Genomic DNA, 6,833 nt, shown 5'->3' on the forward strand with positions numbered 1-6,833 from the left:
GTGGAGCTGGCCGCCCACCGCAACAACCGGGCCGCCACCCGGGTGCACACCACCGGGGCGGGCGGCTTCAACGTCTGGCGCAACTCCTTCCCCGCCGAGCACCTGCCCCCGGGCGGGTCGGAGGTGGAGGTCGGCGGGGTGCCGTTCAGCTTCCCGCCGGTCGGCGAGGGCGACGACAACGTGCGCTGCGACGGCCAGTTCGTCGAGGTGCCGGCCGGCCGCTACGACTGGATCCACCTGCTCGCCGCCGCCGAGCGCCGCACCGAGGACACCGTCGAACTGCACTACGCCGACGGCTCGGTGGACAGCGAGTGGCTGCGCGTCTCGGACTTCTGGTCGGCGCCCGCCTGGTTCGGCGAACTGCCCGCCCTCCGGACGCCCGTCATGCACTACCCGTACCACGTGCAGCCCGGGCTCAGCGCCCACCTGTGGGCGCAGCGCGTCCCGGTGCCGCGGCGCACCGCGCTGGCCGGCCTGCGGCTGCCGCGGAACATCGCGGTGCACCTCTTCGCCGCGACCGTGCAGGAACCGCCGCCCGGCACCGCCGGGTTGCCCGCCACCCACCGGGAGGAGGACGGCCGTGACCACTGACCACCCGCCCCGGGTGCACCACATCACCGGTGCCCCGCCCGAGTTCTGGTACCGCGACCTGGCCAGCTGCCTGCAGGCGACCTTCGGCTCGGTGCTGCTGCGGGCCGGCCACGACCCGCTCGAAGTCCTCGGCACCGCCTGGCAGTTCCTGTACCGCCCGGGTGAGGTCCGCTCCGAGGAGTTCTACTTCCCGACCCGGTACGAGGGCGACCTCGGCCGCGGCATCGCCCCGCACCACCCGCTGACCTCCGTCTGGCGGACCCCGGACGACCCGGCGGACCCGCTGGCCGGCCTGCGCGCCGCGCTGGACGCCGACCGGCTGGTGATCGCCGCCGTCGACAACCACCACCTGCCGTTCCGGCCCGCCTACCACGACGTCCACGCGGCCCACCTGGTCACGGTGTTCGGCCTGGACGAGCACCGCGGGCTGGTGCACGTCGCCGACGCCACCCCGCCGGCCTTCCGCGGCGCCGTCCCGCTGGACGCCTTCCTGGCGGCCTGGGACTCGGCCAACCCCTCCGACGTGCAGGACGCCTTCTTCAGCGACTCCCGGATCGGCCGGCGCTGGCTGGACGTCCGGGTCGGCGGCCCGTACCCGGAGACGACGCCCGCCCGGCTCGCCGCGGTGCTGCGCGCCGACGCCGAACTGTTCACCACCGGCAAGGCCGACGGGCCGGACGGCGCCGAGGGCCTCGCCGGCCTCGCCCGGTTCACCGAGGAGCTCGTCGACCGGTCCCGGGCCGGCGACCCGGCGGCGATCCGCGACCTCTACCCGTTCGGCTGGGGCATGCAGGCGCAGGCCTCGCTGCACGGCGAACTGCTCCGCCGCCTCGGCGCCGCCTGGCGGCTGCCCGTCCTGGCCGGGGCGGGCCGCGCCGTGGAGAGCGTCGCGCACGCCTGGACGGGCGTGCGGATGACCGGCGCGCACGGCCGGGACGACCCGGCGGCCGCCGCCGGCGGCCTCGCCCGGCACACCGCCGTGCTGCGCCGCCGCTACGCCGAGGCCGTGGAGGCCGTCCACGAGGCGCTCGACGCGCTGCCGGGCCCCGCCTGAGCGACCCCGCCCGGACGCCGCGTGCCGAGCATCCCGTTCCCGGTACCCCGGATCAGAGCCCCCGTTTCCAGCACCACTTTTCGAGTGCCGCACCCCCACCGCGATCCCCGAGGAGTTCCGCATGAACAGGCTCGCCGTGCTCGGCGGCCCCCCGGCCGTACCGCGCGAGCAGCGCGACGTCGAATGGCCGGTCATCGACGACGAGGACCGCAAGGCCGTGCTGGCCGCCCTGGACGGCGGCCGGCTGGTCTCCAACGCCGACGGCGAGACCCCGGTCAGCGCCCTGGAGCGGCGGTGGAGCGAGCGGTTCGGCTTCGCCCACACCATCGCCGTCTCCAACGGCACCGCGGCGCTGTCGCTGGCGCTCTCAGCGCTCGGCGTCGGGCCCGGCGACGAGGTGATCGTGCCGGCGCTCAGCTTCATCGCGACGGGCCTCGCGCCCGTCCACCAGATGGCCGTGCCGGTCTTCGCCGACATCGACCCCGTGACCTTCAACCTCGACCCGGACGACGTGGAGCGCCGGATCACCCCGCGCACCCGGGCGATCCTGCCCGTCCACCTGCACGGCGCCCCCGCCGACCTGGACCGGCTCGGCGACATCGCCCGCCGGCACGGCCTCGCCCTGGTCGAGGACGCCGCGCAGGCCCCCGGCGCCCTGCACCGCGGCCGGCCGGTCGGCGGGATCGGCGAGTTCGGCGCGTTCAGCCTCCAGGTCACCAAGAACATCCCCACCTGCGGAGAAGGCGGCCTGCTGGTCACCGCCGACGACGCGTTCGCCGAAACCGCCCGCAAGGGACGGCAGTTCGGCGAGGTCATCGAGCCCGGCCGGGACCGCGACTACATCTCCTACCGGCTCGGCTGGAACCACAAGATCAACGGACTGCAGGCCGCCTTCGCCTCCTCCCAGCTCGCCCGCTTCGACGGCTACGAGCAGGCCCGGCAGGAGAACATCACCCGCTTCCTCGCCCGGCTCGACGGCCTGCCCGGCCTCACCGTGCCGACAGCGCTGCCCGGCACCGTGCACGTCTGGCACATCCTCAGGTTCCGCTTCGACCCGGCCGCGGCCGGCCTCGACGGCATCGCCCCGGGCCGCTTCCGCACCGTGCTGCGCCGACTGCTGCGCGCCGAGGGCGTCCCCGTCTCGCAGTACCAACTCGTCCCGCTGCCCGAGCAGATGGTCTTCCGCGACCGCGAGGGCTTCGGCAAGGGCTACCCCTGGACGGTGCTCGGCGGCGACGCCCCGGAGCCCGGCGACCACCCCGTCACCCGGGCCGTCATCGAGGACTCGCTGACCATCCAGAAGCGCCACCTCAACCCCGCCTCCGGCCCGCTGCTCCAGCACTACGCGGACGCCTTCGAGAAGGTGTGGGCCAACCTCGACACGGTGGCCCGGCTCGCGGCGGCCGCCCGATGACCGCGCCCGCCGCCCCCGTACTGCCCTGCAGCGCCAAGGAGTTGGCCGACACCGCCCGCCGGGTCCGGGAGCACGTCGTCGACATGTGCGCCGGCCCCGAGGGCGGCCACCTCGGCGGCGCCTTCTCCAGCACCGAGATCCTCACCGCGCTGTACTTCGCCGTGCTGAACACCGATCCGGCCGACCCCGCCGACCCGGACCGCGACCGGTTCGTGCTCAGCAAGGGCCACGCCGCCGTCGGCCTCTACGCGGTGCTCGCCGAACGCGGCTACCTGCCGACCGCCGAGCTCGCCGACTACGGCCGGCCGGGCACCCGGCTGATGGGCCACCCCGTCCGGGCCGTCCCCGGGGTCGAGATGCCGACCGGCTCGCTCGGCCACGGCCTCGCCCTGGCCTGCGGGTTCGCCCTCGGCCAGCGGCTCGACGGACGGTCCGCCCGCAGCTTCGTACTGATGGGCGACGGCGAACTCCAGGAGGGCTCGGTCTGGGAGTCGGCGATCGCCGCCGCCTCGCTGCGGCTGGACAACCTGGTCGCCGTGATCGACCGCAACGGCCTCCAACTCACCGGCCCCACCGACGGGAAGGCTCCGATGGCACGGCTCGCCGAGCGGTGGCGCAGCTTCGGCTGGGCCGTCCGCGAGACCGACGGCCACGACCCGGCCGCCCTGGTCGAGCACCTGGGCTCCGCCCCCTGGGAGCCCGGCCGCCCCAGCCTGCTGATCTGTCACACCGTCAAGGGGCGTGGCGTGCCCTTCCTGGAGGGCCGGCCCGCCGCCCACTACGTCACCCTCTCCGCCCGCAACCACGCCCGCGCCCGCGCCGCGCTGCGCGCCGCCGCACGAGCTGCCGCCACCGCCGGGGAAGACACCGTCACCGCAGGGAGGCCGGCATGAGCTGGTCCGCGCTCGCCACCGCCCCGCCGCAGCAGACGCCGCCCCAGCAGACGCCGTCGCAGCAGGCCCCGCCACCGGAGGCCCCGTCACTGCAGGCCCCGTCCGCAGAGCCGACGCCGCCGGAGGCCACCCGGACCGCGTACCGGGACCGCCTGCTGGCGCTGCTGCCCACCGACCCCCGGCTGATCTGCCTCGACACCGACACCGGCCTGTTCGACGCCGACCAGGTGGCCGCCGCCGGACGGCAGTACCTGGACCTCGGCATCGCCGAGCACAACCTGATGGGCATCGCCGCCGGACTCGCCGCGAGCGGGCGGATGCCCTTCGTCAACACCATGGCCGCCTTCGCCGCCACCCGGGCGCTGGAGGCCGTGAAGATCGACATCGCCTACACGGGCCTGCCGGTGCGCATCATGGCCACCCACGGCGGCCTCGCCGCCGGCCACCTCGGCCCCACCCACCAGGCCCTGGAGGACCTCGCGGTGATGCGGGCGCTGCCCGGCATGACCGTGGTGGTGCCCGCCGACGCCGCGCAGGCCGCCGCCTTCGTCGACCGCAGCCTCGACCTGCCCGGCCCGCTGTACGTCCGGCTCGGCCGCAAGGCCACCCCCGCCCTGCCGGCCGGCACCCCGCCGCCCGTCCCCGGCCGGGCCCAGACGCTGCGCCGCGGCCGGGACGCGGTGCTCGCCGCCTGCGGCCCGTACCCGGTGCAGGCCTGCCTGGCCGCCGCCGCCGAACTCGCCGCCGAGGGCGTCGAGTGCACCGTGCTCAACGTGCACACGCTGCGCCCCTTCGACACCGCCGCGCTGGTCGAGGCCGCCGACCACAGCGGGCTGGTGGTCACCGTGGAGGAGCACTGGCGCAGCGGCGGCCTCGGCGGCGCGGTCGCCGAGGCGCTGGCCGAGGCCGCGCCCGCCCGGGTGCTGCGGATCGGCATGCCCGACACCTTCACCGACACCGTCGGCGGCCACGAGCACCTGCTCGCCCACTACGGCATCACCCCCGCCCGGGTCGCCTGCACCGTCCGCGGTGCGCTGGGCCTCGGCCCGGCCCCGGCCATCGACTGACGCACCGTCAGAACTGTCAGCCCAGACCTGCTCACGAGAGGAAGCCCGATGCCCGCGACCGACGTCCTCGCCTGTCCCAGCTGCGAGGCCGACGTGGCCTTCGCCGCCCCGCCGGTGCTCGCCGAGATCACCGAATGCGCCGAGTGCCGCACCGAGTTGGAGGTCGTCGCCACCGACCCGGTGCTGCTCGCCCTCGCGCCCGAGGTCGAGGAGGACTGGGGCGAGTGAGCGGGGCCTCCCCGAGGCCCCGGATCGCCCTGCTGGCCTCCAGGATCGGCTTCGAGGAGAAGCGGATCCTGGAGGCCCTGGCCCGGCACGGCCTCAGCTGCACCCACCTGGACACCCGCTCCCTGCACCGGGAGCCGGACGCCGCCCCCGCGCCGTGGGACGCCGTCCTCAACCGGGAGATCTCCGCCACCCGGGCGCTCTACGCCGCGCTCGCCCTCGAAGCCGCCGGGACGAAGGTGCTCAACAGCGCCGCCGCGACCGAGACCTGCGGCGACAAGTGGCGCACCTCGGTGGCGCTGCGCCGGGCCGGCGTGCCCACCCCGCGCACCGCCCTCGCCCTCACCCCGGAGGCCGCCGAGGCCGCCGCCGAGGAGCTGGGCTATCCGGTCGTCCTCAAGCCGCTCACCGGCTCCTGGGGCCGGCGGGTCGCCCTGCTGCGCGACCGGGACACCGCCCGCAGCCTGTTCGAGTACTGCGAGGCGATGCCCTCGCCGGCCGGCCGGCTGGTCTACCTGCAGGCGTACGTCGACAAGCCGGACCGCGACATCCGGGTCGCGGTGATCGGCGGCCGCGCGGTCGCCGCGGTCTACCGCCGCTCCGCGGACTGGCGCACCAACGTCGCCCGCGGCGCCACCACCGAACCCTGCCCGCTCACCGACGACCTCGCCAAGCTCGCCGTCGCCGCCGCGGACGGCGTCGGCGCCGGCATCGCCGGGGTCGACCTGGTCGAGGACGCCCGAGGAGGCCTGTACGTGATCGAGGTCAACCACCGCGTGGAGTTCGCCGGCCTGCAGGCCGCCGCGGGCGACCGCGTCGACATCGGCGCCGCGATCGCCGGGCACCTGGTCGAGGAGGCCGCCCGATGACCCGGGTCGCCGTGCTCGGCGCCGCCGGCTACATCGGCGGCGAGCTGCTGCGGCTGCTGGTGGGCCACCCGGAGGTGGAGGTCGCCGCCGCGGTCTCCTCCCGCTTCCCCGGCCGACGCGTCGACACCGTCCACCCCAACCTGCGCGCCGTCACCGACCTGGTCTTCACCGACCCGGAGGAGGCCGCCCGGCACGAGTACGACGCCGTGCTGCTCGCCACCCCGCACCGCAAGACCGCCGAACTCGTCCGCGACTGGTCCGGCCGGGTGAAGACGGTGATCGACCTGTCCGGCGACTTCCGGCTGCGCGACGCCGAGGTCTTCGAGCGGTACTACGGGGCCGAGCACCCGGTGCCCGAACTGCTCGGCACCTTCACCCCCGGCATCCCCGAGCTGTACCGCGAGGAACTGCGCACCGCGGACCGGATCAGCGTTCCCGGCTGCATGGCCGCCGCCGGTCTGCTGGCGATCGCCCCGCTCGCCGCGCGCGGCCTGCTCACCGGCCGGGTCGAACTCGACGCCCGGACGGGCTCCAGCGGCTCCGGGGTGACCGCCGGCGAGGCCAACCTGCACGCCGAACGCAGCGGAGCCATGCGGGTGTTCGCCCCCGTCGGCCACCGGCACGAGGCGGAGATCGCCCAACTCACCGGCCTGGACGTGCGGATGACGGCCACCGGCGTCGAGGCGGTGCGCGGCGTCCAGGTGGTCGCCCGGGTCGAGG

General features: G+C 75.8%; 8 protein-coding genes. All 8 read left to right on the forward strand.

Annotated features, from left to right (window positions below; all coding sequences use genetic code 11):
• Positions 1-591: hypothetical protein (locus ABZ641_RS21695; protein ID WP_359984044.1), on the forward strand; the 591-nt coding region annotated here is incomplete at its 5' end.
• Positions 581-1,645 (forward strand): BtrH N-terminal domain-containing protein, encoded by a 1,065-nt coding sequence (locus ABZ641_RS21700; protein ID WP_359984046.1) that lies wholly within the window; start codon positions 581-583, stop codon positions 1,643-1,645. The genes ABZ641_RS21695 and ABZ641_RS21700, both read left to right, overlap by 11 nt.
• A 121-nt stretch (positions 1,646-1,766) precedes the next feature.
• Positions 1,767-3,059, forward strand: a complete 1,293-nt coding sequence (locus ABZ641_RS21705; RefSeq protein WP_359984049.1) for a DegT/DnrJ/EryC1/StrS family aminotransferase — start codon at positions 1,767-1,769, stop codon at positions 3,057-3,059.
• Positions 3,056-3,952, forward strand: coding sequence for a transketolase (locus ABZ641_RS21710; RefSeq protein ID WP_359984051.1), 897 nt, complete (start codon positions 3,056-3,058; stop codon positions 3,950-3,952). The genes ABZ641_RS21705 and ABZ641_RS21710 overlap by 4 nt, the downstream gene beginning before the upstream one ends.
• Complete coding sequence (locus ABZ641_RS21715) at positions 3,949-5,019, forward strand: transketolase C-terminal domain-containing protein (protein WP_359984054.1); 1,071 nt, start codon at positions 3,949-3,951, stop codon at positions 5,017-5,019. The genes ABZ641_RS21710 and ABZ641_RS21715 overlap by 4 nt, the downstream gene beginning before the upstream one ends.
• 48 nt (positions 5,020-5,067) lie before the next feature.
• Entirely contained in the window at positions 5,068-5,247 is a 180-nt protein-coding gene (locus tag ABZ641_RS21720) for a lysine biosynthesis protein LysW (RefSeq protein WP_344623940.1), read from the forward strand.
• On the forward strand, positions 5,244-6,113 hold the full coding sequence (gene lysX, locus ABZ641_RS21725; RefSeq protein ID WP_359984057.1) for a lysine biosynthesis protein LysX: 870 nt from the start codon (positions 5,244-5,246) through the stop codon (positions 6,111-6,113). The genes ABZ641_RS21720 and lysX overlap by 4 nt, the downstream gene beginning before the upstream one ends.
• Positions 6,110-6,833: N-acetyl-gamma-glutamyl-phosphate reductase (locus ABZ641_RS21730; RefSeq protein ID WP_359984060.1), on the forward strand; the 724-nt coding region annotated here is incomplete at its 3' end. The genes lysX and ABZ641_RS21730, both read left to right, overlap by 4 nt.

Origin of the sequence: Kitasatospora sp. NPDC007106, assembly GCF_040634455.1 — a bacterium.
Lineage (GTDB): Bacteria > Actinomycetota > Actinomycetes > Streptomycetales > Streptomycetaceae > Kitasatospora > Kitasatospora arboriphila.